This is a genomic window from Klebsiella sp. JN_Kp126 (assembly GCF_033843325.1).
Lineage (GTDB): Bacteria > Pseudomonadota > Gammaproteobacteria > Enterobacterales > Enterobacteriaceae > Klebsiella > Klebsiella michiganensis.
The window spans coordinates 25422-51024 of the sequence record NZ_JAWXQV010000072.1 but is presented as its reverse complement, the minus strand read 5'-3'; the positions used below and the strand labels follow the sequence as shown (position 1 = coordinate 51024).

Genomic DNA, 25603 nt, shown 5'->3' with positions numbered 1-25603 from the left:
ACAGCCAAAACAGACTCGACATAGCCTTTGAGCTGTGCATCTACATAGGCCCCGGATGGGCCAAATTCGGAGATATCACCGCAATGTCAACAATTGGTCGCATTCACTCCTTTGAATCCTGTGGCACCGTCGATGGCCCGGGGATCCGCTTTATCACCTTCTTCCAGGGCTGCCTGATGCGCTGCCTCTATTGCCACAACCGCGATACCTGGGATACCCACGGCGGCAAAGAGATTACCGTTGAAGAGCTGATGAAAGAGGTGGTGACCTATCGCCACTTTATGAACGCTTCCGGCGGCGGCGTGACGGCATCCGGCGGCGAGGCTATCCTGCAGGCCGAATTTGTTCGCGACTGGTTCCGCGCCTGTAAGAAAGAAGGTATTCATACCTGTCTCGATACCAACGGCTTTGTGCGCCGCTACGACCCGGTTATTGATGAACTGCTGGAAGTCACCGATCTGGTGATGCTCGACCTCAAGCAAATGAATGATGAAATTCACCAGAATCTGGTAGGCGTCTCTAACCATCGGACGCTGGAGTTTGCCCGTTACCTGTCAAACAAAAACATCAACGTCTGGATCCGCTACGTTGTGGTTCCGGGCTGGTCCGACGATGATGATTCCGCGCATCGCCTGGGTGAGTTTACTCGTGACATGGGCAACGTTGAGAAAATCGAACTGCTGCCGTACCACGAGCTGGGCAAGCACAAATGGGTAGCCATGGGCGAAGAGTACAAGCTGGACGGCGTCCATCCGCCAAAGAAAGAGACCATGGAACGCGTGAAGGGCATTCTGGAACAGTACGGTCATAAAGTGATGTACTAAAATCCCCGCCCGGTAGAGATTGCGCTACCGGGTGTTTCCCCCACAAAATCAGCGTCAGGACATAAAATATTCCGACAGCTTATTCGCCACGCTCTCAATCGAGAAAATGCGCTTCTGATGCGCTTTTCGGTATTCCGCATAGCGTTCATCCTGCTCTTCCAGCGCGCTGAGGATACGGTCGGCCACCATCATTGCGCCGGCGATTTCCGCAAACCCCGACTCCCCTTCCCCCTGTAAAGCCACCGCCGCCTGAAGATTCCAGTCAGATAAACGGGCCAGCGGCGCAAACGTCCCGCGGGTCAGCGATAAAATTTTAACGCCCTGCTGCTTTGCCAGCGACAGGGCCTGCATCATATCCGCCGATGCCTGTTCGCTGTGAACGACGATGATGCCGGTTTTTTGACTGTCAGCCAGCAGCGGCATCGCCGCCGGATAGGAGCGATCGATAAAGCTGGCCGCCTTCCCCATATTGATTAAATTCATCTGCAGGAACAACGCCACCGGCACCGCCGTGCCCACGGCATAAATAGCAATGCTGTTCAGGGTGTTAAGCCAGTCGGCCGCGGCTTTCAGCTCCTGATTATCGACAATGGCATTACTGTCGCGAATGCTCGCCAGCACCGGCGCAATCTCTTCGCTCTCGTTGATACCGTGGTCTTCCGAGCGCGCGGCGCCCTGCTCCATCGCCAGCGCGGTTCTGAAATCCGAGAAACCTTTAAAACCAAAGGCCCGACAAAAACGGGTGATACTCCCCTCACTGGTATCAATGGAGTCGGCCAGTTCTGAAATCGTGTGACGCATCACAAAGTCAGGATTTTCCGTAATAAAACGGCCAACTTTCTCCAGTATCGGGCTTAGCCCTGAAGCTCCATTTCTTATGCTTATCAACAAGTTATTGTCTATCTGGCTCATGTTTTGCCTTATTTGCTCAAAATGCAAACACAGTCACATCTTTCGTCCTGCCGCAAAGATAATAATTATTATCTCATACAAATAAATAAAAATAATTATTTTTACAAACAGGAGAACATCGAATGAAAGGTCTCATAGTCTGTCGTACCGGTATGGGCAGCTCCTTAATGCTCAAAATCAAAGCACAAAAAATCATCGACAAGCACGGCTGGAATATCGAGCTGGAGCATGACGTCCTCTCAGGGTTACGCACCTGGCGAGATATTGATTTTGTCATCACTATGCGCGATCTCACCGACGAAGTCGAAGCCGCCGGATTCAGAGCGGTCGGCATCACCGACCTGATGAACAGTGAAGAGATGGAGTCTGCGCTCACCGACATCGTTCAAAGCAACTAACCTCTCCCGGAGGCAATATGGATTTCCTCAGATTTATTGTATTCGACATTCTGGGCGTAACCCCACTTTTAGTTGGCTTTATTGCATTAATCGGCCTGTTAATCCAACGCAAGCCGATTGAAAAAGTCCTTTCCGGCACCTTCAAAACCATCGTCGGCTTTCTGGTTTTTGCCGGCGGCGCCGGTCTGGCAGTCACTTCCCTGGGTAACTTTCAGACCTTATTCAGCGATGGATTTGGCCTGAAGGGCGTCATGCCGCTGGCAGAAGCGCTAACCGGACTGGCGCAAACCAAATTTGCCATGTGCGTGTCGCTGATCATGGTGATTGGTTTTGGCTGGAACCTGTTTTTTGCCCGCGTGACGCCGTTTAAATACATCTTTCTTACCGGGCAACATAATCTTTATCTCTCCGCGCTGCTTACCGTAACGCTGAAGGCGCTGGGCTACAGCGACATGACGACCATCATTGTCGGCTCCGTGCTGCTGGGTCTCGCCGCCTGCCTCTATCCGGCCATTGCGCAGCCGTGGATGCGAAAAATAACCGGTAATGATGAGATCGCGATGGGGCACTACGTCACGCTGGCCTACGCCGCCTCCGGCTGGATTGGCGCAAAGGTCGGCGATCCGAAACAATCCACCGAAAAGCTGAATCTTCCCGGCTGGCTGGGGATCTTTAAAGATTACATCGTCTCGGTGTCGATCTCGGTGAGCATCTTCTACTACATCGCCGCGCTCGCTGCCGGAAAAGCCGCGGTCACCGCAGCGGCAGGCGGGATGCACTGGCTGGTTTACCCGCTCTTTCAGTCGCTGACCTTTACCGCTTCGCTGTACATCATCATTACCGGCGTACGCCTGCTGCTGTCAGAAATTGTTCCGGCCTTCCTCGGCATCTCGGAGAAGTTTATTCCTAACGCCAAACCCGCGCTCGACTGCCCGGTGGTCTTCCCCTACGCCCCGACCGCCACCGTGCTGGGGTTTATCTCTTCATTTGTCGGCGGGCTGGTGGTGATGGGCTTTCTGGCGATCCTTGGCCAAACCGTGATTATCCCGGTAGCCATTCCCTACTTCTTCATTGGCGCGACCGCAGCGGTATTTGGTAATGCCTCCGGCGGCTGGAAAGGCGCGATTGCCGGAAGCTTTATCACCGGGATCCTGATCGGCATCGGCCCGGCGCTGATTTACCCGATTATGGAATCCGTCGGTCTTTCAGGCACCAGCTTCCCGGAAACCGACTTCGTCGCTCTGGGTCTGGTCGTGTACTACATCGGTAAAATGCTGCCCTAAGAAGGAATGAACATGAACATTGATGAATTGAAATCCCACGCGCTTGCCGCCCGCCGCGAGATCGTCACCATGATTTACGAGTCCGGAATTGGCCATCCGGGCGGGGCGCTGTCGATAATCGACGTGCTTACCTGGCTCTATTACCAGGAAGTCGATCTGGCCGCCTTCCCCCGCTCGCGCGTGGTGATGAGTAAAGGCCACGCCGTCGCCGCGCAGTACGCCATGCTGTATCAACAAGGCAAGATCGAGCGCAGCGAGTTCAATACGTTCCGACAGATCAACTCGCGCCTGCAGGGGCACCCGAGCATTAAGTCGCTGCCGGAAGTCGATGCGACAACCGGACTGCTTGGCCAGGGGCTGTCGATTGCTTTTGGTATGGCGGCCGCCAAAAAGCGGCGCAACGATCCGCACCGGGTATTTGCCATCGTTGGCGATGGCGAAATGCATGAAGGCCAAATCTGGGAAACCTTACAGCAGGCCGGGCATATGAAAATGGATAATCTGGTCGCCATCATCGATTACAACGGCTTCTCTTCCCACGATCCGGTCAATGACGTCGTTAATCTCGAGCCGCTGGCGGACAAAATCCGCAGCTTTGGCTGGCATGTACTGGAACTGCACAACGGCAATGATATGCATCAGGTTGCCGATACCCTGATGCTATCCCGTCACCTGAAAGGTAAACCTGTCGCCATCGTGGCGCGCACCACCAAAGGTTCCGGCGTCAGCTATATGGAAAACAACGGCGACTGGCACTCAAAAACCCCGAGCAAAGAACAATTTCAGCAGGCGATGGAGGAGTTACAGTGATGAAAGCACCCCGTGATGAGATCGGGCATGCCCTGATTGCGCTAAAAGAAAAAGGCTATCCCGTTGTTGTTATCGACAGCGATTTAGCCAGCTCTACCCGTACCGACCAGTTTCAGGCCGTCTATCCTGAGGCCTTTTTCGAAATGGGCATTGCGGAAGGTTCCGCCATGAGCTTCGCGGTCGGCCAGGCGCTGGAGGGCTTTATGCCCTTCTATGTTAACTTTGCGATGTTCGTCACCGGCACCGCCTGGACCCAGCTGCGGCAGGCCTGCTATGCCAAAGCCAATATTAAACTCGTCGGTAGCCACCCCGGTATGGATGATGGCCCGGACGGCGCTTCGCACCATGCGCTGGAGGATTTAGCGCTGACCCGCGTCCTTCCGGGATTAACCGTCCTGACCCCGGCAGATGCGGAAGAAATCGCCGAGGCTTTCGAGCAGGCGGCAAAAATAAAGGGACCCGTTTATATTCGCGTGGCGCGCGAGCCGATGCCGGTTCGCGACAAAAGCGTCGTTCCCCGGGTCAGCGATATCGCCGCCATCGCCGACAGCGGCACGGATTTTGCGATTCTGTTTGAAGGAACGGTACTGGAACAGGCTACCGACGGCTATGAAAAGCTGCTCGCCAGCGGCAAAAAGGGCAAGCTTATTCACGTTGCAACCGTCAAACCCTTCAACCAGCAGGCGTTTTATCGGCTGGTCGAAGGCTGCCCGCTTATCGCTACGCTTGAAAATCACACCGTCAACGGCGGCCTCGGCGGCCTGATCGCGGAAACCCTGGCGCAAAAGGCACATCCGGCGCGCCTTACGCGTCTGGGAACGCAGGACACATTTACCGAATCGGGTAATAGCAGGCAGCTAAAAGCGAAATATGGCATCTCGGGAGACGCGCTGTTTAACGCGCTACGCTAACCACCAGGCGAGCCGGTCAGTTGGCGGTCGGCTCGCGCGTAAAGGGAACGTTTATGGAAGAGAGGCTATTTTCCGCCTGTCAGTTCACCAGCGACTGCCTGAGCTGGCGCAGCGCCGTTCATCTCGCCTGCCGCCCGCTTGAGGAGCAGGGAAAAATCACCGGGGGCTATGCCAGGGCTATTATCAGCGCCACGGAGCAGGATGGCCCCTGGTATATATTGAGCCCGGCGTTTGCGCTACCGCACGCGCGTCCGGAAGCCGGCGTGCTGAGCAGAAACAGCGCGCTTTCGCTGCTTTGCTGTAGCGAGGCCGTTGATTTTCCGGAGCATCCCGGCATTCGGCTGATAGTCGTACTGGCGGCGGCCGATAGTGAACAGCATATCCAGACCATACAGCGGTTAGTCTGCTGGCTGGATGAGGGGGAGAGACTTCAGCGATACAGCACGGTGCAAAACCGGGCACAGTTTATTACGCTTCTTGCTTCGCATTAATCCATAGCCAGGGTCGTGCCCTGGCTATGTTCTGAAAAATCAGGCGTGCGCCACCGGCGTAGGATGGTGCCCCGCTTTGCGCAGCAGCGTCAGCAGGTAGATGAATGACACGCTGGCAATCATGATAAACAACAGATTGTCAGAGAAGTTCTGCATCAGCATGGCGGTCAGCGTCGGCCCAAGCAGGCTGCCCACGGTATAGCTCATTAACAGCGCCTGGTTCATCGCCACCAGCTGATGACGCTCAACTTTTTCGCAGGCCCAGGCCATAGCCACCGGATAGAGCGTGAAGCCGGAAGCGCCCAGCACGAACAGCGCGGGCGCCATTGCGGCCTGGCTTAACATCGCCAGACAGCCGAGAATCACCACAAACACCTGAACGCGCAGGACCAACAGACGGCCGTAGCGATCGGCGAGCCGGCCAATCGGCCACTGCCCCACGATACCCGCGCTCACCATCACCGCCATCCAGAAGCCGATGCCGGAATCGCTAACGCCCTGGTGGTTGAGCCACAGCGGCATCAGGCCATACAGCGAACCGAGCACAATGCCGGAAATAATGCAGCCGTTGACGCCATGACGGGCCTGACGCAGCCTTAACATTGGCCAGATACGCGCCGGTTCGTGCGGCTCATCGGCCTGAGTCGCCACGCGAGCAAACAGCAGCGGCAGAATGGCCGCCAGCGCCAGCGCCGTCACCCACGGCAGAACGCTCATCAGATCCGTCGGCAGCTTGCTGACCATTAACTGGCCCAGCACCGTGCCGACGTAATAAATCATCATATACGCCGCCAGCAGGCGACCCCGGCTCCGCGAAGTGCCGCTACAGACCAGCGCGCTCTCCACCACCACCCAAATCATCGCGCAGCCGACGCCGGCGATAAAGCGCCAGCTGAACCAGCTCCAGAAACCCAGCGTAATACCAAGACCCACGCAGCCCACGGCAAAAATAACCGATGCCAGGTAATAGCTGCGGTTAAAGCCCAGACGCTTAATTACCCATCCGGCAAGCAATGTTCCCACCAGATTACCGGTAAAATAGGACGAGCCCACCATCCCGACCTGCCAGGTCGGCATATTTTCATGGGCGAGCCAAAGCGGGACGAGCGTATTTAAAACCGCTATCGCCAGGGTCAACAAAAGCAGGCCACAGAGCAGCATTTGCACTGGCCGGGTGTAGATGGTCATGGATATAAACCGTGATGGAGTTCAGATTTCGTGCGCATCATGCCACTGCTGCAAACATTGTCAATCCGCCTGAAATCAGGCGTGACGCGGTTTGCGGGGGAACGATAGAAGTTTTTTATCCAGCGGATCGACAACAGAATAGCTATTTATATTATTCCATTGTTTTTATTAATTTATTGGAAAATAGCGGTGGGAATATCGGTAGAAATATTTCATGAATCGACCGCACTTTTTATCGCGCCAGAATAAGGGTTTCTGGCGCGATAAAGGGCGATTAGCTGGCGATTGCCATTCCAACGGTCATATGCAGGCCGTAGAAGACGCCGCGGCCGATCGTCTCACCGATCAGCACCAGCACAAAAGCCAGCCCCAGCATCGGCAGCGCAGGCTGGTAGCCTTTGAGCTGGGGGGCAATCCAGCAGACCAGCGCCAACGCCAGCGCAACCAGGCGCCACGCCATCAGCGAGCCGTAGGCTGGCACCAGCGCCGAGGCCTGCTGAATAGAGCTATGGATTGTCGCCAGCTCGCTGCCTTGCATCAGCACCACGATGGCGCTAATCACCAGCGCCAGCAGGGTCACCGCCGGCAGCAGGCGCATCGCCCAGCCGTTGACATCGGCAACGCGCAGCAGCAGATATCCCAGCAGCGGACCGCCGATAAACATCGTCAGGAAGAAGCTAAGCGGCGTCCAGACCGTATACCAGGTGGGTACCGTATCAATAGTGTTATAGACGCGGACCATCATCCAGACGAAGATAATCCCCAGCATCATGGTAATGACCAGCCAGAGATGACGCAGCCCCGCCGGTAGCTTATTGACCACCGCCAGCAGCCAGCCAATGCCGCCGACGGCGAAGAAAAGCGCCCCGCTGGCGATTTCGTTACTGAGCGACGAGGCGCCTACGCGATTGAGCGAGTTAAACGCGCGCATGGGCGACCCAAGATGCAGGGTTGAGGCAATAAAGCCCACGCCCATCAGCACCCACAGGCCAAACATGCTCCACACGACGCGCTGCTGCTGTTCACGCGATAAGTCGCCTTTCATTAGCGCCAGAGCCAGCACAATAAAGCCGCCCACCACGCACTGACCAAAGACCGTGAAAATAATCAGCGGCCATTCATGCCATCCACTCCCCATCTCACACCTCCTTCGGGTTGGCCAGATAGCCGGTGGTATCTCCACACGGTCGGCTGTTGGCGTTAGGTTTAATCACGATACTCGGTTTAGTGAAGTGGGCCGAAGGCAGCGGCGCAACGGCGGCCAGCTGGCCGTGTTTTTGGCGCAGCTCTTCAATCGGGCCGAAATCTAACGCGCGCAGCGGGCAAGATTCCACGCAAATCGGCTTTTTGCCGTCGGCGACGCGCTCGTGGCAGCCGTCGCATTTGGTCATATGACCTTTTGTCGCATTGTACTGCGGCGCGCCGTACGGGCAGGCCATATGGCAATAGCGACAGCCGATACAGACATCTTCATCGACAACGACAAAGCCATCTTCACGTTTATGCATCGCCCCGCTCGGGCAAACTTTGGTGCAGGCCGGATCCTCACAATGATTGCAGGCAATAGAGAGGTAATAGGCAAAGACGTTTTGCTGCCAGACGCCGTTATCCTCCTGCCAGTCGCCGCCGGCGTATTCGTAGATACGACGGAAGCTCACTTCCGGCGTGAGATTTTTATAGTCTTTACAAGCCAGTTCGCAGGTTTTGCAACCGGTGCAACGGGCGGAATCAATAAAAAATCCATATTGAGTTGTCATCGGTTACTCCTTACAGCTTTTCAACCTGGACGAGGTTGCTATGCGATGGATTGCCTTTCGCCAGCGGCGACGGGCGTTGGGTGGTCAGCACGTTAATGCAGCCAGCCTGATCCACGCGGCCTGCGTCCGGGTTATACCAGGCCCCCTCACCCAGCGCGACCACGCCCGGTATCATGCGCGGGGTCACTTTGGCCTCGATATGCACTTCACCGCGATCGTTAAAAATGCGGATCCGATCGCCATTGGCGATACCGCGCTTCTGTGCATCAAGCGGGTTGATCCACATCTCCTGACGGCAGGCGGCTTTCAGTACGTCAACGTTGCCGTAGGTGGAGTGCGTGCGGGCTTTATAGTGAAAACCGGTCAGCTGCAGCGGATACTTTTTCGCCAGCGGATCGTCATAGTTTTCAAACCCAGGGCTGTATATCGGCAGCGGGTCGATAACATCCTCTTCTTTCAGCTCCCAGGTCGCGGCAATTTCCGCCAGCTGCTCAGAGTAGATTTCAATTTTCCCTGACGGCGTCGTGAGCGGATTGGCGGCGGGATCTTCGCGGAAAGCTTTATAGGCAACGTGGTGGCCTTCCGGATCGCGCTGTTTGAAGATTCCCTGCTTGCGGAATTCATCAAACGGCAGCAGCGCCGGGATCGCTTTACGGGATTGCTCATAGAGGTGACGCAGCTACTCTTCCTGAGTGCGGCCTTCGGTGAAACGTTGCTCAACGCCCATGCGCTTCGCCAGCTCCGTGGTCATCTCATAGATGGTTTTGCATTCAAAACGCGGCTTGATGGCCCGATCGGCAAAAATCACGTATGACATGTTGCCGCAGGAGGCATCGAGGGCAAAATCCATCTGCTCCGAAGCCGTACAGTCCGGCAGCAGAATATCGGCATATTTCGCCGAGGAGGTCATATGGCAATCAATGACCACAATCATCTCGCACTTCTTGTCATCCTGAAGGATGTCATGGGTACGGTTAATCTCTGAATGCTGGTTGACTAGGCAGTTACCGGCATAGTTCCAGACCATTTTAATAGGCACGTCGAGCTTATCTTTGCCGCGCACGCCGTCGCGCAGCGCGGTCATTTCCGTCCCGCGCTCAATCGCATCGGTCCACATAAACATGGAAATACTGGTTTCCACCGGATTATCCAGCGTCGGCATACGTTCAAAAGGCAGGGAGTAAGAACCTTCACGCGCGCCGGTATTGCCGCCGTTAATCCCGACGTTGCCGGTTAAGATTGCCAGCATGGAAATCGCGCGGGAGACCAGCTCACCGTTGGCATGGCGCTGTGGGCCCCAGCCCTGAGAAATATAGGCAGGTTTAGCGCTGGCGATTTCGCGCGCCAGCTGCACGATACGCGCCTGGGGAATGCCGGTAATCGTCGACGCCCACTCAGGGGTCTTCGCGATACCGTCTTTGCCCTGACCGAGAATATAGGCCTTATAGTGACCATTGGCCGGCGCCCCTTCCGGCAGCGTTTTCTCGTCATAGCCTACGCAGTACTTGTCGAGGAAAGGCTGGTCAACGAGGTTCTCGTTAATCATCACCCACGCCAGCGCGGAGACCAGCGCGGCATCGGTTCCCGGGCGGATAGGGATCCACTCGTCTTCGCGTCCGGCGCCGGTATCGGTATAGCGTGGATCGATAATAATCAGCCTGGCGTTGGATTTCTCCCGCGCCTGTTCCAGGTAGTAGGTCACCCCGCCGCCGCTCATGCGGGTTTCCCCGGGGTTGTTGCCAAACAGCACCACCAGCTTGCTGTTTTCGATATCCGACGGGCTATTGCCATCGGCCCAGCCGCCGTAGGTGTAGTTCAGACCCGCGGCAATTTGCGCGGTGGAGTAGTCGCCATAATGGTTGAGATAGCCGCCGCAGCAGTTCATCAGGCGGGCAATCAGGGTTTTCCCCGGTGGCCATGAGCGAGTCAAGGTTCCGCCGAGGGTTCCCGTTCCGTAGTTCAGATAGATGGACTCATTACCGTACTCTTTTATCAGGCGCTGCATATTGCTGGCGATAGTATCGAACGCTTCTTCCCAGCTGATTTTCTCGAATTTGCCCTCGCCGCGTTTGCCCACGCGCTTCATCGGATATTTCAGGCGGTCCGGGTTGTAGACGCGTCGACGCATCGAGCGGCCGCGCAGACAGGCGCGAACCTGATGCAGACCGTCGTAGCTATCGTCGCCGGTATTGTCCGTTTCAACATATTTTATCTCACCACCCACCACATGCATCCGCAGCGGGCAGCGGCTGCCGCAGTTCACCGTACAGGCGCTCCAGGTGACCGTTTCGCTGGCGGGGTTGAGGTTGTCTGCGGCTTGGGCAATGCGCGTGAAGGGTAAGGTAAAAGCGCTGCTGGCCATCGCCAGCCCGCCAATCGCCGTGGTTTTCATTAAACCACGCCGGCTCACCTCAGCAGCCAGTAAAGCATCGGAGGTTTTGGTTTTCATAGATACTCGCTTTGGTTGCTCACAATTAACTTAATGCCGTTATATAGTTATATATACAACGAAATTAACCTTTATTAGTTTTTTATCCTGTTTAATCCAAAGGGAGTATCTTCGTAATCGCGAAGGCGATTATTGCCCGGTATCAAGAAGGGGGTAAAAAAAAAGCGCCCGCAGGCGCTTTTGAGAAGAGCGTTGAAAAATCAGCCGATAAATTCAAGGCCGCGCATATACGGGCGCAGAACTTCCGGGATCTCGATGCGACCATCCGCCTGCTGATAGTTTTCCATCACCGCGACCAGCGTACGTCCAACCGCCAGGCCAGAACCGTTCAGCGTGTGTACGAGGCGAGTTTTCTTGTCAGATTTGCTGCGGCAGCGTGCCTGCATGCGACGCGCCTGGAAATCCCAGACGTTGGAGCAGGAAGAGATCTCACGATAGGTATTCTGCGCCGGCACCCACACTTCCAGATCGTAGGTTTTGCATGCGCTGAAGCCCATATCGCCCGTGCACAGAGCCACTTTACGATACGGCAGACCCAGCAGCTGCAGCACTTTCTCGGCGTGGCCGGTCATCTCTTCCAGCGCCGCCATGGAATCTTCCGGACGTACAATCTGCACCATCTCGACTTTGTCGAACTGGTGCATACGGATCAGACCGCGGGTATCGCGGCCGTAAGATCCGGCTTCAGAGCGGAAGCACGGCGTATGCGCGGTCATTTTGATCGGCAGATCGTCTTCATCAATGATTTCATCGCGAACCAGGTTGGTCAGCGGAACTTCCGCCGTCGGGATCAGCGCGTAGTTGCTGCTGTCGGCTTCTTCTTCCAGCGGACGGGTATGGAACAGGTCGCCGGCGAATTTCGGCAGCTGACCGGTACCGTACAGCGTGTCCTGGTTAACCAGATACGGGACGTAGTTTTCGCTGTAGCCGTGCTGTTCGGTATGCAGATCCAGCATAAACTGCGCCAGCGCGCGGTGCAGGCGTGCCAGCTGGCCCTTCATGACCACAAAGCGAGAACCGGTCAGCTTCACGGCGGCGGCAAAATCCAGCCCTCCGTGCATTTCGCCCAGCGTGACGTGATCGCGAACGTCAAAATCGAACTCGCGCGGGGTTCCCCAGCGGCTGACTTCAACGTTGTCGTTTTCGTCGCGACCGGCCGGAACGTCGTCGTGCGGGATATTAGGGATAGCCAGCGCGATATCGCGGATCTCCGCCAGCAGCGCGTCCAGCTCGGTCTTAGCGGCATCAAGCTGCTCGCCGAGTTTGTTCACTTCCAGGCGTAATGGCTCAATATCTTCCCCGCGCGCTTTCGCCTGGCCAATAGATTTCGATCGGGAGTTGCGCTCCGCCTGCAGGTTTTCAGTTTGAACCTGCAGAACTTTACGACGCTCTTCCAGAGCGCGAAGTTTATCTACATCCAGCTTAAAGCCCCGGCGTGCCAGTTTTTCTGCGACTGCGTCTGGCTCGGTACGCAGCAGATTGGGATCGAGCATGCTTATCCTGTGCTTATCGAATTAATAAAAGAAAAATGGCCGCAGAGCGCGACCACGGAAATAGTGTGACAACCTTACCGCAACGCCTCAATTATCGGTAGCGTTTTATCGGGCTATTTTGATCCTGTTCGGTTAACCAGGCGAGCTTTTCGCCTATTTTGCCCTCCAGCCCCCGGTTTGTCGGCTTATAATAGCGCGTTTGCGCCATTTCCTGCGGGAAGTACTGCTCCCCGGCGGCATAAGCATTCGGTTCATCGTGAGCATAGCGATACTCTTGCCCGTAGCCCATCTCTTTCATCAGCTTCGTTGGGGCATTGCGCAAATGAACCGGGACGTCGTAATCGGGACGTTCACGGGCGTCGGCCATCGCCGCTTTAAACGCGGTGTAAACCGCGTTGCTTTTGGGTGCACAGGCAAGATAGACAATGGCCTGAGCAATTGCCCGTTCGCCTTCCGCCGGTCCGACACGGGTAAAGCAGTCCCATGCGGAGATCGCAACCTGCATCGCGCGCGGATCGGCGTTGCCGACATCTTCCGAGGCAATCGCCAGGCAGCGGCGGGCAACGTAGAGCGGATCGCCGCCGGCGGTAATAATCCGCGCGTACCAGTAGAGGGCGGCGTCCGGGGCGCTGCCGCGAACCGATTTGTGCAGCGCGGAGATTAAATCGTAAAAGCGATCGCCTTTGTTGTCGAAACGCGCGCTGCGCTCACCGGCAATTTCAGTCAGCAGCTCAACTTTCAGCACGCGATTGCCGGAGGCGTCGGCTTCGGCCATATCGGCCATCATTTCCAGCGTATTCAGCGCCCGGCGCGCATCACCGTTGACAAGGTCAGCGATGGCCTTGCGCGTCTCGTCCGGCAGGACGGTATTTTGCCCGCCGTAGCCGCGCGTTTTGTCGCTCATCGCCTGGTTGAGCACCTGCTCGATGTCGTCGCTGGTCAGCGACTTGAGCAGATAAACGCGCGCGCGGGATAACAGCGCGGAATTGAGTTCAAAGGAGGGATTTTCCGTCGTCGCGCCGATAAAGGTGATGGTCCCGTCTTCAATATGCGGCAGAAAGGCGTCCTGCTGGCTTTTATTGAAACGGTGCACTTCGTCGACAAACAGGATCGTGCGGCGACCCGCGTTGCAGTTTTGGCGCGCGCGTTCAATGGCCTCGCGGATCTCTTTCACCCCGGAGGTCACCGCTGAGATACGTTCAACGTCGGCGCTGGCGTAGCGCGCAATCACTTCGGCCAGGGTGGTTTTTCCTGTCCCGGGCGGCCCCCAGAGGATCATCGAGTGTAGATGCCCGGCCTCAATCGCCCTCGGTAAGGGTTTACCCGGCGCCAGCAGGTGCTGCTGGCCAATGTACTGCGCTAAATTTTCTGGCCGCATACGGGCGGCCAGAGGTTGAAACGCGTTATCGGAAAAATCGAGCGACAGGTTGCTCACGTTCGCCTCTATTTACGTTGATCGTCCACCGTAACCCCTTGCGGCGGCGTGAAGGTGAACTTAGATGCATCCACGGCACCATTTTGTTGCGATTTCAGCTGATAGCTGCTGCGTTGATCGTCCTGTTCCACGGCGCTGAACTGATGAATCGTACCGTCGCGACCCACGTTGATGGTGAACTGCTTCAGATTACCGCTGCCGTTTTTCGGCGTCAGAACAAAATCGTCACCGTTCTGCTTAATGTTGTAGTTCTGCCAGTCGCTGGCCTGATTGCGGGCAATCAGCATAAACGGCGTGTTGCTGGTCGCATCTTTCAGCCAGGTAGCGGTAGCCTGCTCAACAAACGGGTTGTAAAACCACAGCGTTTTGCCATCGGAAACCAGCACGCTTTCATCCGGCTGGGTCATATGCCAGTTGAACAGATTAGGCCGCTTGACCCACAGGTCCCCCTGCCCGTCCTGCACGGCATTACCGCTGCCGTCCGTCACTTTCTGCGTAAAGCTGGAGTGGAAGCTGCTCACTTTATCAAGGCGGCTTTTTAAATCGCTGGCGGCATCCGCCCATACCTGACTGACGACAAAACTGGACAGTAATGCACAGGTGATTGCGAGTTTTTTCATTGTTATTCCTTAATGTGCGTCACTCCCGACGCGGGAGCCTGGTCTGCTGCTAATGTAGAACGGCCAACGGCCGTAAAACAGCAGAACAGGCTGATTTTCACTTATTTACCCAACTTTTCGGTTACTCAAAAGGCGGCGGAGCCAGCACTTCACGGTTACCGTTATGCCCCTGCTCGCTCACGATCCCCTGAGCTTCCATTTGCTCAATGATACGCGCGGCGCGGTTATAGCCAATGCGGAACTGACGCTGTACCCCGGATATGGAGGCTTTGCGTTTTTCCGTGACAAAGTTGACGGCCTGATCGAACAGCGGATCGAGCTCTTCACCGCCCTCATAGCCACCGCCGCCGCCTTCGCTTTCGCTATCGGAGGTAATGCCATCGACATACTGCGGACGCCCGCGCGCCTTCCAGTCCTGAACGACGGCGTGAACTTCCTCGTCGCGTACAAAAGCGCCGTGGACGCGCACAGGGATCGTCGAGTTAGGCGCGGAGTAGAGCATATCGCCCATTCCCAGCAGTGATTCCGCACCGCCCTGGTCAAGGATAGTACGCGAGTCAATTTTACTCGATACGGTAAAGGCGATACGCGTCGGGATGTTGGCTTTAATCAGGCCGGTGATAACGTCAACCGACGGTCGCTGGGTCGCCAGCACCAGGTGGATCCCAGCGGCGCGCGCTTTCTGCGCCAGGCGCGCAATCAGCTCTTCCACTTTCTTGCCGACGGTCATCATCAGGTCGGCAAACTCGTCCACCAGCACCACGATGTAAGGCTCTTTTTTCAGTACCGGATGCGTCGCATCCATACTGTCGCCAGGCTTCCAGTAAGGATCCGGAATGGGCCGTCCCATACGTGCGGCTTCAGCAATCTTCTCGTTATAACCCGCGAGATTACGTACGCCCAGCGCAGACATCAGTTTATACCGGCGCTCCATCTCGTTGACGCTCCAGCGCAAAGCATTGGCCGCGTCTTTCATGTCCGTCACGACTTCCGTTAACAGATGCGGTATTCCCTCATAGACCGACAGCTCGAGCATTTTCGGGTCAATCATGATGAATTTCACATCTTCCGGCTGCGCTTTATAGAGCATGCTGAGGATCATGGCGTTGACCCCAACGGATTTACCGGAACCGGTGGTACCCGCCACCAGCAGGTGCGGCATCTTCGCCAGATCGGCAGTGACAGGTTCGCCCGCGATGTCTTTCCCGAGGACCACCGTGAGCGGTGAAGGATTATCGCGGAATTTCGCATTATCCAGCACTTCGCGCAGGTAAACGGTCTGGCGCTTTTTGTTAGGCAGCTCCAGGCCAACGTAGGGTTTACCCGGGATCACTTCTACCACGCGAACCGCCGCAGTGGACAGAGAACGGGCCAGATCGCGCGACAGGTTGGAAATGCGCGCCGCTTTCACGCCCGGCGCCAGATTAAGCTCAAAGCGGGTAATGACCGGGCCAGGTGAGTAGTTCACCACATCGGCTTTAATGCGGAAATCGGCCAGACGAGCTTCAACCAGACGCGCCATTTGCTCAAGCGCAAAGGTATCGATCGGCTCAACTTCAGCCGGTGGCGGCGTGAGCAGGTCAAGCGAGGGCAGCAGCGTTGTCGGCTTCTGTAACGGGCGACTGTCGCCATTGCGCATCAACAGCGGGTGAATGAGACTTTCCTGCGGCTGCGGGATCGGCTGCTGCGGAGCCTGCTGCTGCGGATAGCTGCCAGGAGCCTGCTGCGGCATTGGCTGATGATGAACCGGCTGCTGCGGCGCGGGTTGATAAGACTGCTGCTGCGCATGTTGCGGCGGCTGAGGCATCTGCTGGTGCGGCATCGGCTGCTGTACGGGCTGCGAATGCTGGGCCGGCTGCTGATACTGCGGGGCAGGCTGCTGTACTTCCGGCAACGGCGTGAAGACAGGCTCGCTCGGCGTATCATCAACTAACGTTTTCATTGGCGAGAATTCATAATCCGCCGCAGAGAACGGATGCGATCCCGGCGGCTGCTCGCTGGCGTAACGCTGCTGCTGGGAAGCGGCAAACTGACGGGCAAGTTCGGCTTCAGCGGCAGAATCCTCGTCTACATCATCCTCTTCCGCAGCGTAGCTATCGCCATAGCGCTGATTTTGCGCAGCCGCGAACTGACGCGCCAGCTCACCCTGCTCAAGCTCTGCAACTTCCTCGTCCGTCAGCGCATCGTCATCATAGTGCTGATGCTCTGCCTGACGCGCACGTTCTTCAGCCAACCGCTGCGAAGGCAGCTTAATGCCATAGGAAGCCAGCTCACGGCGCGTGGGCACGCGAACGCGGTTTGGACGCGGCAATTTCGGGCCTATGCCCTCTTTTACCTGCGCACGCGGGCCGCCCGACGCCGGGCTAAATAGCGGCGCGGCGCTGGATGCGGCTGATGCGACGGAGGCCGCCGCGGCGCTAGCAGAGGCCGCCCCGGAGGCCTGATGGACGCCAGCCGCCAGCGCGCTCACCGCGGCAACATCAGCCGCCGGAGCAGGCGGAGGCGCGATCGGTTTTGTCGCAACCGGACTGACCGGCTCCGGAATCGGCTGATACCATGCGGCAAGCTGCTCGCGTTCACGCGCGCGTTTCTCTTCCACTTCTTCGAAGTAGTACATCGGCGGACGCTGAGGCTTCACCTCCTCTTGCGGAGGCTCAGGCTCAACGGAGGCGGCGTAAGGCTCAGGCTGCTGTACCGGGGCCTGTTCCGGCTGGTACGCGTGCTGCGGCGGGTAAGCCGGTTCCGGCTGGTACGCGGGCTGCTGTACCGGGGCCTGTTCCGGCTGGTACGCATGCTGCGGCTGGTAAGCCGGTGCTGGCTGATATGCTGGCTGCTGTACCGGCGCCTGTTCCGGCTGATACCCGTGCTGCGGCTGGTAAGCCGGTTCTGGCTGATATGCTGGCTGTTGTACCGGTGCCTGTTCCGGATGATAGACCGGCTGAGCCTCATACCCTGGCAGCGGTTCAGACCATGCCTGCGGCGCAGCGGTATCCTGCGCGGCCAAAGCCACCGGATCGGCAATGCTATGACCGTTCAACAGAGGATCGTAGGGGTCAAAATCGCCGGGACGTGCCGCACTGACGCCGGAGAACAGAACATCATCAGCATTTGCCGGACGCGCTGCGCTGGAGCCAGAAAAAAGGACATCGTCAGCGGCAACAGGCGCACCGCCGGCGCTGTACTGGACCTCGTCTTCGGCGTCATCCATCCGTTTACCCGAGAACAGCGCCGCATCGGTCTTACGTCCCATCGGATTAGAGAACTTCTCAGCCAGACGCTGGCGGCGAGCTAAGGCGCTGCGTAAAATTCGCGCGCGTCGAGAACCCTGCTGCTTCGCGGGTTCATCATCTTCATATTCTTCTTCATCATCTTCATATTCCCCTTCATCAACCCAGGTATCGTCACGACGGGTACGGTTGCTGGCAAACGTGAGAATAGAAAGAATCGCACCGCCGAGTTTTTCAGCAATGCTAACCCAGGACCAGCCGGTAAATAGCGTCAGTCCTGCCGCCCAGATGCAGAGCAGCGCGATTGTGCCGCCGCTGCTGTGCAGCAGCGGTTGCAGGGTGGTGCTCAACAGACTGCCGATCACGCCGCCGGAGGCGAAATACCAGATATCATCAGCGTTGATTGCCGCCAGACCGCAGGAAGTGAGGATCAGCGCCAGCGCGCCAATTAAACGCAGCGAGACGGCGAAATAGTCGATGTACTCGTCGTTTTCTTGATGACGCCAGGCAAACCAGCAGCCGCCGATAATGATGACCGGAATGGTATAGGCCATTACGCCAAAAATAAAAAATAGCGTATCGGCAAGCCAGGCTCCCGGCGTCCCGCCTATGTTGTGAATAGGCTCATGCCACGCCGTTTGCGACCAGCTAGGATCCGAGGGATTAAAGCTGAGTAAGGCCGCCATCAACCAGATGGCAAAAAGGGAGCAAAGAATGAGTAACGCCTCAAGGAGCCGGCGTCCGCTACTCAGCTTTGTGAATTTGACTTCTTTGTCTTCAGTGTATTCCTGGCTCAAGAAAGGCTCTCCAGGTATCAGGCTGTTTCCTGCCTTCGGCTAAAACGGACAACAGTGCCGGGTCTCCCCGGCACTGTTGCTGTATGGATTAACAGGAGTGTAATCAAACTACATCGATTTTGCACCTGTTCCGTGTTAGCGCGTCTTGATTACCAGACGATTACTCTGCTTGACTTCTTCCATTACCACATAGGTACGGGTGTCATTTACGCCCGGCAGGCGCAGCAAGGTCTCGCCCAGTAATTTACGATACGCTGACATATCCGGTACGCGGGTTTTCAACAGGTAGTCAAAATCCCCGGAAACCAGATGACACTCTTGAATTTCTTCAAGTTTTTGCACAGCGGAGTTAAATTGCTCAAACACATCCGGCGCGCCACGATTCAGAGTAATCTCAACAAATACCAGAAGTGATGCATCCAGATAGTGCGGGTTGAGCAGCGCTGTATAGCCCTGAATAAAACCCTGTCTTTCCAGTCGACGCACGCGCTCAAGGCAAGGCGTCGGAGAAAGTCCCACCCGTTTAGAAAGCTCGACGTTGGAAATACGCCCGTCTTTTTGCAATTCATTCAAAATATTACGATCAATGCGGTCGAGATCTTTGCCAGGGCGCTTCTTGCTATCTACCATTATTATTGTCTCTCTGTATTCCTTCCCTACTCCTGTTCCGACTCTGAGCCTTCACTGCCAGAGTCCATCCTGTTATCACCCGTACGACGTTGGGTAACCCAGGGGTACGTGAGAAGCCCGTTGCCTGACGGCAGTCACCGACATCACGCATGGCGTCTGTCCACACCATGCGTAGATTTCGCTAACCCGGATAAAAATGGCATTTGCGTGCATGAAAATTCGCCACACGCGAAACACTGCTTTTCTTCTTCCATGAATGTTTTCGCAAAAGCACAGGGGATTGTCAAAGCAAAACATCGATTTTTAGTACAAGATGCCAGATATTCATAATCCTCCCCGGTTGATTCTCATGTTTTCCTCTTATAATTGTCTCGCTAACAGTAGAATTAGTTATATTCTTCGTTCGTTAAATCGCCGATTAATCGGCAGCTTCTATTGCACATATCGTTAACAAAACCGCCGCGCTCTTTTTTTACGTCCACAAATTCCCTACAATCCAGCTCATGTATGCCAATAAATTATGAGGATCTCATGGGCACGGCCAAACACAGTAAACTGCTTATTCTTGGTTCTGGACCTGCGGGATACACCGCTGCGGTCTACGCAGCGCGCGCAAATCTGCAGCCGGTACTGATTACCGGAATGGAAAAAGGCGGTCAGCTGACCACCACCACGGAAGTGGAAAACTGGCCAGGCGATCCTAACGATCTGACCGGACCGCTGCTGATGGAGCGCATGCATGAACATGCCACCAAATTTGAAACCGAAATTATTTTCGATCATATCAACAGCGTCGACCTGCAAAACCGTCCGTTCCGCCTGGTCGGCGACAGCGGCGAATACACCTGCGATGCCCTGATTATTGCCACCGGCGCTTCAGCACGCTATCTGGGTCTTCCCTCGGAAGAAGCGTTTAAGGGCCGCGGCGTGTCTGCCTGTGCGACCTGCGACGGTTTCTTCTATCGTAACCAGAAGGTTGCCGTCATCGGCGGCGGCAATACGGCCGTCGAAGAGGCGCTGTACCTGTCTAACATCGCTTCCGAAGTGCATTTGATCCACCGTCGTGACGGCTTCCGCGCGGAAAAAATCCTTATCAAACGCCTGATGGACAAAGTGGAGAGTGGCAATATCGTGCTGCACACCCACCGTACGCTGGAAGAAGTGACCGGCGACCAGATGGGCGTAAGCGGCTTGCGTCTGCGCGATACCCAGAATGCGGATAACGTTGAATCCCTCGAAGTTGCGGGGCTGTTCGTGGCTATCGGCCACAGCCCGAACACGGCAATTTTCGCCGGTCAGCTGGAGCTGGAAAACGGCTACATTAAAGTCCAGTCCGGCATCCACGGCAACGCTACCCAGACCAGCATCCCGGGCGTCTTCGCCGCCGGCGACGTGATGGATCATATCTACCGTCAGGCGATTACTTCTGCGGGTACCGGCTGCATGGCGGCGCTGGACGCGGAGCGCTATCTGGATGGTTTAGCCGACGCTTGCAAATAATCTTTACAAGTCAGTAACAAAGGTAAAGAAGGCGACGAAAAGTCGCCTTTATTTTTGCCTCGTTGTAACATTGCCGTGCCCAAAAAACTCATAACTACACCTGCTAAGCGCGCAATGAATAAAACCCGTCAACAAGAGTTAACCCGTTGGTTAAAAGATCAAAGCATTATCTCCCGTCGCTGGTTGATGATTTCCCGCGTATTGGGCGTCGTTAGCGGCCTGTTGATCGTCGCCCAGGCCTGGTTCCTGGCGAGGATCCTCCATCGCATGATTATGGAAAATATCCCCGCGACGGCGCTGCTGCTGCCCTTTACGCTACTGGTGCTGGTCTTTGTGCTGCGCGCCTGGGTGGTCTGGCTGCGTGAAAGAGTGGGTTTTCAGACCGGTCAACATATCCGCCTTGAGATCCGCCGTCAGGTTCTGGATCGTTTACAGCAGGCGGGACCGGCGTGGATACAGGGCAAACCTGCGGGTAGCTGGGCCACGCTGATCCTTGAGCAGATCGACGACATGCATGACTACTATGCTCGCTATTTGCCGCAGATGACGCTGGCCGCCTCTGTACCGTTGCTGATTGTTATTACGATTTTCCCCATCAACTGGGCCGCGGCGCTGATTCTGCTGGGTACCGCACCGCTTATTCCGCTGTTTATGGCGCTGGTGGGAATGGGCGCGGCTGATGCCAACCGCCGCAACTTTCTCGCTCTGGCGCGTTTAAGCGGCCATTTTCTCGATCGCCTGCGCGGTATGGAAACGCTGCGTATTTTTCATCGCGGCGAAGCGGAGACGGACAACATACGCGAGGCCTCGCAGGATTTCCGCCAGCGGACAATGGAAGTGCTGCGCCTGGCGTTTCTCTCCTCCGGTGTCCTGGAGTTTTTCACCTCGCTGTCGATTGCGCTGGTCGCCGTTTACTTTGGTTTTTCCTATCTGGGAGAGCTCAACTTTGGCCATTACGGCGCCGGGGTGACGTTGATGTCCGGTTTCCTCGCCCTGATTCTGGCTCCTGAGTTTTTCCAGCCACTGCGCGATTTAGGCACCTTTTATCATGCGAAAGCGCAGGCGATTGGCGCCGCCGATAGCCTGAAGACCTTTATGGAAGCGCCGCTGGCGCAGGCAGAGCGTGGGGAAAAGGCATTAAAAGATGATGAAACGGTAAGCCTTGAAGCTCGCGACCTGCTGATTAAGTCTCCCGAAGGGAAAGTGCTGGCCGGGCCGCTGAATTTTTCCCTGCGCGCCGGTGAACGCGTGGTGCTGGTTGGGCAAAGCGGCTCGGGCAAAAGCTCGCTACTGAATACGTTAACGGGTTTTCTTCCCTATGACGGCTCGCTCAAGGTCAATGGCGTCGAGTTAAAGAGTCTGGATGCCGACCGCTGGCGTCGTCTCCTGAGCTGGGTCGGGCAAAATCCGCAGCTGCCCGCGGCGACGCTGCGCGAAAACGTCCTGCTCCCCTGCCCTGAAGCCACCGAAGCGCAGCTGCAGCTTGCGCTGGATAAAGCCTGGGTTAGCGAGTTCGTCTCTCTTCTGCCGCAGGGTATTAATACGCCTGTTGGCGATCAGGCCGGCCGGCTGTCGGTCGGGCAGGCTCAGCGCGTCGCCGTCGCACGAGCGCTGCTGGTGCCCTGTCGTCTGCTGCTGCTTGATGAGCCTGCCGCCAGCCTTGACGCGCATAGCGAACAGCGCGTGATGCAGGCGCTGACCAATGCATCAACGCAGCAAACCACGCTAATGGTTACCCATCAGTTGGAAGGACTGGCGAACTGGGATGCGATCTGGGTTATGCAGGATGGTCGAATTGTTGAGCAAGGCAGCTATTCGCAGCTGGCGGCCGCTGGCGGCCCCTTCGCGACCCTGCTCGCTCATCGTCAGGAGGAGATTTAAATGCGCGCATTATGGCCTTACCTGGCGCTGTACAAACGACACAAATGGCTGTTGCTGCTCGGTATCGTGCTGGCGATCGTGACGCTGCTGGCCAGCATTGGCTTATTAACGCTGTCCGGCTGGTTCCTGTCGGCATCAGCCGTCGTTGGCGTGGCGGGCATCTACAGCTTTAACTATATGCTGCCAGCCGCGGGCGTGCGCGGCGCGGCGATTATTCGCACCGCTGGCCGCTACTTTGAGCGTCTGGTCAGCCATGACGCCACCTTCCGCGTTCTGCAGCACCTGCGGGTCTTTACCTTCAGTAAGCTGCTGCCGCTCTCCCCCGCCGGACTGGCGCGTTTTCGTCAGGGCGAGCTGCTTAACCGGGTGGTTGCAGATGTCGATACCCTGGATCATCTCTATTTGCGCGTCATATCACCGCTGGTAGGCGCGCTGGTAGTGATCCTGGTCGTCACCGTAGGGTTGAGCGTGCTGGACGTCACTCTGGCCCTGACCCTCGGTGGGATTATGCTGCTCACCCTGCTGGTGATGCCGCCGCTGTTCTATCGCGCAGGTAAACCCGCAGGTGAAAGCATAACCCGGCTTCGCGGGCAATATCGCCAGCATCTGACCTCATGGCTCCAGGGACAGGCGGAACTCATGCTGTTCAACGCCAGCGACCGCTACCGGCAGCAAATGGAAAAAACGGAAGCGCGCTGGCTGGATGCGCAGCGTCGCCAGGCTGAGCTCACCGCGCTCTCTCAGGCGCTGATGCTGCTGATTGGCGGAATTGCGGTTATCGCTATGCTGTGGCTCGCCTCCGCGGGCGTTGGCGGCGATACTCAGCCAGGGGCGCTGATTGCGCTGTTTGTCTTCTGCGCGCTGGCGGCGTTTGAAGCGCTGGCGCCGGTAACCGGCGCATTTCAGCATTTAGGGCAGGTGATCGCCTCCGCAAAGCGCATCACGCAAATTACCGAGCAAGAGCCGGAAGTGGCCTTCCCTCAGGGCGAAGGCCAGACGCTGGATCGCGTCTCGTTACGCTTACATCAGGTCACCTTCAGCTATCCGCAGCAGCCCTCCCCCGCGCTGGAGAAAGTGTCATTGCAGATCGAGGCCGGAGAGCATATCGCCATCCTCGGACGAACAGGCTGCGGTAAATCGACCCTGCTGCAGCTGCTGACCCGCGCCTGGGATCCGGCTGAAGGGGAAATCTTACTCAACAATCAGCCGCTGGGGCAGTTTAATGAGGCGACGCTGCGCCGGGCGATGAGCGTCGTGCCGCAGCGCGTACATCTGTTCAGCGCTACGCTGCGCGACAACCTGCTGCTGGCTTCTCCCGGAGCCAGCGATGCCCGACTTGCCCAAACGCTTGAACGCGTCGGCTTAGCGAAATTACTGGAAGATAGCGGTCTGAATAGCTGGCTGGGTGAAGGCGGCCGTCAGCTTTCCGGCGGCGAGCTGCGCAGGCTGGCTATCGCCCGCGCCCTGCTTCACGATGCGCCGGTCATGCTGCTTGATGAACCTACTGAAGGCCTCGATGCGACGACCGAAAGTCAAATCCTTGATTTACTGGCGGAAGTGATGCGTGAAAAAACTGTGTTAATGGTAACCCATCGTCTGCGCGGACTGGCGCGTTTTAATCAGATAATAGTCATGGACAACGGGAAGATTATTGAGCAAGGTAGTCACGCAGAACTGCTGGCTGAACAGGGGCGTTACTACCAGTTTAAGCAGCGCCTGTAGGCTACTATTGAATCATTGCCTGATGCGTTGAGGTAAAAATGCGGCTGGTTCAGCTCTCTCATCATTCCATCGCCTTCCCCTCCCCGGAAGGCGCTTTACGCGAACCTAATGGCCTGTTAGCGCTGGGCGGCGATCTTAGCCCGGCGCGTTTACTGATGGCCTATCAGCGCGGTATTTTTCCGTGGTTTTCGCCCGGCGACCCTATTTTGTGGTGGTCCCCCGATCCGCGAGCGGTACTGTGGCCAGAGAAATTTCATCTCAGCCGCAGCATGAAGCGTTTCCATCAGCGCTCGCCTTATCGCGTCACGCTGAATCACGCCTTTGGTCAGGTTATCGAGGGCTGCGCCGACCACCGCGATGAGGGAACATGGATAACGCCGGGGATCGTTCAGGCGTACCACCAGCTGCATGAGCTGGGACATGCTCATTCTGTTGAAGTATGGCAGGGAAAGGAATTAGTCGGCGGGATGTACGGCGTCGCGCAGGGCGCGCTGTTTTGCGGAGAGTCGATGTTCAGCCGTGCCGAAAACGCCTCTAAAACCGCGCTGCTGGTCTTTAGCCAGATATTTTCGCAGGATGGCGGAAAATTAATCGATTGTCAGGTGCTGAATAAGCATACGGCGTCGCTGGGCGCAGTGGAAATTCCCCGCCGCGATTACCTCGACTATCTTTCCGTGCTGCGGACGTATCGTCTGCCGGAGCGATTCTGGGTACCAAGGATGCTATTTGCAGGAGAAGCATAAATGTTTTCAGCACATTTTTTGTTGGGATGTTATAATTGCGCGGTAGAGTAGCTTCTGCCCGTTGCCCCGCCGCCGTTTGGGAATAATAAGAGTCAGATAACACCCATTGTTCTGTCACTCCCCCTTTACGTTTGCGCCTGTCACCCGGTTTATCCGCGTGAATTACGGGTAATGCGCCAAAACTACTTCGGCGATTTGACGTAAAACTTTACATACTTGCTGAACTTCGGCATTATCTTGCCGGTTCAAAACTACGGTAGTGATACCCCAGAGGACTAGATGGCCAAAGAAGACAATATTGAAATGCAGGGCACCGTACTTGATACGCTGCCTAACACTATGTTCCGCGTAGAACTGGAAAACGGTCACGTGGTAACTGCGCATATTTCCGGTAAAATGCGTAAAAACTACATCCGCATTCTGACGGGCGACAAAGTGACTGTTGAGCTGACCCCGTACGACCTGAGCAAAGGCCGCATTGTCTTCCGTAGTCGCTGATCGTTTTCGCGCTTAGCGCGCCAGATGCTGAAGG

Annotated in this window: 20 protein-coding genes and 1 pseudogene; 11 read left to right on the top strand and 10 right to left on the bottom strand. The window is 56.5% G+C overall.

Annotated features, from left to right (window positions below; genetic code table 11):
• Positions 1-83 precede the first annotated feature (83 nt).
• A complete protein-coding gene (gene pflA / locus SIK97_RS16905) occupies positions 84-824 on the top strand; it encodes a pyruvate formate lyase 1-activating protein (protein ID WP_004871674.1) in 741 nt (246 codons plus the stop codon).
• A gap of 54 nt (positions 825-878) precedes the next feature.
• Here pflA and SIK97_RS16900 read toward each other — a convergent pair whose 3' ends face one another.
• Positions 879-1736, bottom strand: coding sequence for a MurR/RpiR family transcriptional regulator (locus SIK97_RS16900; protein WP_014837957.1), 858 nt, complete (start codon positions 1734-1736; stop codon positions 879-881).
• A gap of 122 nt (positions 1737-1858) precedes the next feature.
• Here SIK97_RS16900 and SIK97_RS16895 point away from each other — a divergent pair, with 122 nt between their 5' ends.
• From SIK97_RS16895 to SIK97_RS16875, 5 genes are read left to right on the top strand one after another with little or no spacing between them, the layout of a single operon-like run.
• The gene (locus SIK97_RS16895) at positions 1859-2134 is read left to right on the top strand and encodes a PTS sugar transporter subunit IIB (protein ID WP_014228635.1); all 276 of its coding nucleotides are present in this window, start codon (positions 1859-1861) and stop codon (positions 2132-2134) included.
• Positions 2135-2151: 17 nt separating this feature from the next.
• Positions 2152-3417, top strand: coding sequence for a PTS ascorbate transporter subunit IIC (locus tag SIK97_RS16890; protein ID WP_014228634.1), 1266 nt, complete (start codon positions 2152-2154; stop codon positions 3415-3417).
• Between the two features lie 12 nt (positions 3418-3429).
• A complete protein-coding gene (locus SIK97_RS16885; protein ID WP_014837955.1) occupies positions 3430-4227 on the top strand; it encodes a transketolase in 798 nt (265 codons plus the stop codon).
• Entirely contained in the window at positions 4227-5138 is a 912-nt protein-coding gene (locus SIK97_RS16880; RefSeq protein ID WP_025107510.1) for a transketolase family protein, read from the top strand. Before SIK97_RS16885 ends, SIK97_RS16880 begins: the two co-directional genes overlap by 1 nt.
• Positions 5139-5191: 53 nt before the next feature.
• Positions 5192-5629, top strand: a complete 438-nt coding sequence (locus SIK97_RS16875) for a PTS sugar transporter subunit IIA (protein WP_032748907.1) — start codon at positions 5192-5194, stop codon at positions 5627-5629.
• A 39-nt stretch (positions 5630-5668) separates the two neighbouring features.
• Here SIK97_RS16875 and SIK97_RS16870 read toward each other — a convergent pair whose 3' ends face one another.
• The 9 genes and pseudogenes from SIK97_RS16870 to lrp form a co-directional block, all read right to left on the bottom strand.
• Positions 5669-6817, bottom strand: a complete 1149-nt coding sequence (locus SIK97_RS16870; protein ID WP_009653261.1) for an MFS transporter — start codon at positions 6815-6817, stop codon at positions 5669-5671.
• Between the two features lie 274 nt (positions 6818-7091).
• Complete coding sequence (locus SIK97_RS16865) at positions 7092-7955, bottom strand: dimethyl sulfoxide reductase anchor subunit family protein (RefSeq protein WP_032748905.1); 864 nt, start codon at positions 7953-7955, stop codon at positions 7092-7094.
• A 1-nt stretch (position 7956) separates the two neighbouring features.
• Positions 7957-8574 (bottom strand): DMSO/selenate family reductase complex B subunit, encoded by a 618-nt coding sequence (locus SIK97_RS16860; protein ID WP_009653301.1) that lies wholly within the window; start codon positions 8572-8574, stop codon positions 7957-7959.
• 10 nt (positions 8575-8584) lie between these two features.
• A pseudogene (gene dmsA, locus SIK97_RS16855) lies at positions 8585-11023 on the bottom strand (dimethylsulfoxide reductase subunit A).
• Between the two features lie 200 nt (positions 11024-11223).
• Positions 11224-12516, bottom strand: coding sequence for a serine--tRNA ligase (gene serS, locus SIK97_RS16850; RefSeq protein ID WP_009653254.1), 1293 nt, complete (start codon positions 12514-12516; stop codon positions 11224-11226).
• A 91-nt stretch (positions 12517-12607) separates the two neighbouring features.
• A complete protein-coding gene (gene rarA, locus SIK97_RS16845) occupies positions 12608-13951 on the bottom strand; it encodes a replication-associated recombination protein RarA (protein WP_057173016.1) in 1344 nt (447 codons plus the stop codon).
• A gap of 8 nt (positions 13952-13959) precedes the next feature.
• Complete coding sequence (gene lolA / locus SIK97_RS16840) at positions 13960-14571, bottom strand: outer membrane lipoprotein chaperone LolA (protein ID WP_004130911.1); 612 nt, start codon at positions 14569-14571, stop codon at positions 13960-13962.
• A gap of 121 nt (positions 14572-14692) precedes the next feature.
• Complete coding sequence (gene ftsK, locus SIK97_RS16835) at positions 14693-18595, bottom strand: DNA translocase FtsK (RefSeq protein ID WP_319610947.1); 3903 nt, start codon at positions 18593-18595, stop codon at positions 14693-14695.
• Between the two features lie 135 nt (positions 18596-18730).
• Complete coding sequence (gene lrp / locus SIK97_RS16830) at positions 18731-19225, bottom strand: leucine-responsive transcriptional regulator Lrp (RefSeq protein WP_002439523.1); 495 nt, start codon at positions 19223-19225, stop codon at positions 18731-18733.
• A 531-nt stretch (positions 19226-19756) separates the two neighbouring features.
• Here lrp and trxB point away from each other — a divergent pair.
• The 5 genes from trxB to infA all read left to right on the top strand — a co-directional run bounded on the left by trxB (position 19757) and on the right by infA (position 25569).
• Positions 19757-20725 (top strand): thioredoxin-disulfide reductase, encoded by a 969-nt coding sequence (trxB, locus tag SIK97_RS16825; RefSeq protein WP_004849433.1) that lies wholly within the window; start codon positions 19757-19759, stop codon positions 20723-20725.
• 114 nt (positions 20726-20839) lie between these two features.
• The gene (gene cydD / locus SIK97_RS16820) at positions 20840-22606 is read left to right on the top strand and encodes a heme ABC transporter permease/ATP-binding protein CydD (protein ID WP_057173018.1); all 1767 of its coding nucleotides are present in this window, start codon (positions 20840-20842) and stop codon (positions 22604-22606) included.
• A complete protein-coding gene (gene cydC, locus SIK97_RS16815; protein ID WP_032720837.1) occupies positions 22607-24328 on the top strand; it encodes a heme ABC transporter ATP-binding protein/permease CydC in 1722 nt (573 codons plus the stop codon).
• Positions 24329-24366: 38 nt separating this feature from the next.
• Positions 24367-25071 carry a leucyl/phenylalanyl-tRNA--protein transferase gene (aat, locus tag SIK97_RS16810; protein WP_025108296.1) on the top strand — a complete coding sequence of 235 codons (705 nt, stop codon included), beginning with the start codon at positions 24367-24369 and terminating at the stop codon, positions 25069-25071.
• 279 nt (positions 25072-25350) lie between these two features.
• Complete coding sequence (gene infA, locus SIK97_RS16805) at positions 25351-25569, top strand: translation initiation factor IF-1 (protein WP_002211347.1); 219 nt, start codon at positions 25351-25353, stop codon at positions 25567-25569.
• Positions 25570-25603 lie beyond the last annotated feature (34 nt).